This is a genomic window from Variovorax sp. P4_D9 (assembly GCF_056401695.1).
Map to the genome: position 1 here is coordinate 1 of NZ_JBFUIU010001354.1, position 1,619 is coordinate 1,619.

Sequence of the window (1,619 nt, forward strand, 5' to 3'; positions counted from 1 at the left end):
TAGGCATTACGCTTGAGGTGGCTGGCCTGCACCTTCTGATGCGRATCGTTCATCATGCGGGAAACTCCTGACGGGCGAACAGAACCATGTTGGCCAAGAGCGTCGCCACCTCCGTGTGCAGTTGCACAGGGCAAATGCCTTGGTCATCCGGCCCTTGCACCGGCGCAAGCGGCACCACCGTCACTGGCGGCGGCGCCACGCACTGACTCCACGCCTGCATCCAGGCACTCACGCCGCGACGCATGAGCAGCGCCAAGCCATGCCCCTGCGCGCCGGAGCGCCCGAGCACCTGGCGTCGCAGTTCTTCATAGCGGGCGATCAGGCCATCGTTGCGCGGCGCACGCGAGGGCGAAGCGCACGACGAATTCAGCGCGGTTTTTTTTGCGCAGCAGCTGCCGTTCGATGCTGCGCGGATGGACCTGTACACCGAAGCGCTTGCGCACCCACGCGGCCAAGTGCTCGGCCCGCACGCCCGGGTCGGCGGCGCGCGCCTCTGTCAGGAACTGCATCACCACCGGCGTGAGCTTGTGGGCGCCGCGCGGTCCGGGCTTGCTCGCGATCAGGCCCGCCAAGCCGTGTTGCTCGAAGGCGGCCTGGGCTTGGTAGAACGAGGGACGCGAGAAGCCGCAGGACTTGGCCGCTTCGCTGATCGAGCGCTTGTCGACGCTGACGAGCCGCAGCATCTCGTACTTGACCTGCAACAGGTCGTGGGGATCGAAGAACTCGCTGGTTGCGAACAGCGAGTGAGTGACGCCGGCAGGACGTGGGTTGAGCGTGGCGTGTTGGCGCAAGGCATCTTGCTTGCTTCGATCTTCTGGCATGCAAGCTCCTCAGATTTGACCGGTCTTCTACTGTAAACATGATTATGAGCATAATGCCGTCGATGTCAAGGCAATTCATCAGCTTGCCAGTCAATTCAATCAATATCTCAAGGTGAACAATGCAAGGCAGCAAGAAACAATACAACCGGGTGCGGTTGGACTCAATCAATGAGATGCACATGATTATCTTTACAACATGAACATATTTGTCCTTACATTGGAGACATCGATTCATGGCTTCAATCTCCCGATGAGCTGCACCAGATCGAGCAGTTCCTGGAGCCGGAACGCGGCTCGCCCGGCGGCCACTGCGTTGAAGGGATCCTCGGCGACAAGGTCAGTCCAGCTCGCCGGCAAGGAGCGCACACGGCCAGCGCGGTCATGGAAGCAGGCCCTGTCCTCATGCCAGTTCACGCCGCGCATGACCAGATCAAACTCCTGGCCAAACAATGGATGGTGCGGATGCGTCACCCGAAAAGGTCGGCGCTCAACGTTCCCATGCGGCGCAGTTGCCTGCTCGCTCCAACGCGTGCAGCGAGACCCTATTCGGGTCTTTGAAAGTGGAGCGGCTGCACGGGAAACGCTTCAAAACCAGACGCGAGGCCAAGGACGAAACCGTTGCGTGGCTTCTCTGGTACAACCGCACTCGACTTCACTCGACGCTGGCCTACGTCAGCCCGATGCAGTTCGAGCAGGACTGGCTTGCCAATCAACCAAGGCAAGCCAACTCATGAGCTCGGCTATGGGATACGGATTCCAAGGGCAAGGTCAGTCATCAAGAGGCGCGTGGTGCCGCCC

3 protein-coding genes and 1 pseudogene are annotated in these 1,619 nt (G+C 60.6%); 1 reads left to right on the top strand and 3 read right to left on the bottom strand.

The window, feature by feature from the left end; all coding sequences use genetic code 11:
* Positions 1–52: 52 nt before the first annotated feature.
* The 3 genes from AC1DY5_RS54845 to AC1DY5_RS54855 form a co-directional block, all read right to left on the bottom strand.
* On the bottom strand, positions 53–256 hold the full coding sequence (locus AC1DY5_RS54845; RefSeq protein WP_478122565.1) for a hypothetical protein: 204 nt from the start codon (positions 254–256) through the stop codon (positions 53–55).
* A 49-nt stretch (positions 257–305) separates the two neighbouring features.
* The gene (locus tag AC1DY5_RS54850) at positions 306–821 is read right to left on the bottom strand and encodes a helix-turn-helix domain-containing protein (protein WP_478122566.1); all 516 of its coding nucleotides are present in this window, start codon (positions 819–821) and stop codon (positions 306–308) included.
* Between the two features lie 231 nt (positions 822–1,052).
* A complete protein-coding gene (locus tag AC1DY5_RS54855) occupies positions 1,053–1,244 on the bottom strand; it encodes a DUF5372 family protein (protein WP_478122567.1) in 192 nt (63 codons plus the stop codon).
* A 101-nt stretch (positions 1,245–1,345) separates the two neighbouring features.
* Here AC1DY5_RS54855 and AC1DY5_RS54860 point away from each other — a divergent pair.
* A pseudogene (locus AC1DY5_RS54860) lies at positions 1,346–1,555 on the top strand (IS3 family transposase); the annotation flags it as partial.
* Positions 1,556–1,619 lie beyond the last annotated feature (64 nt).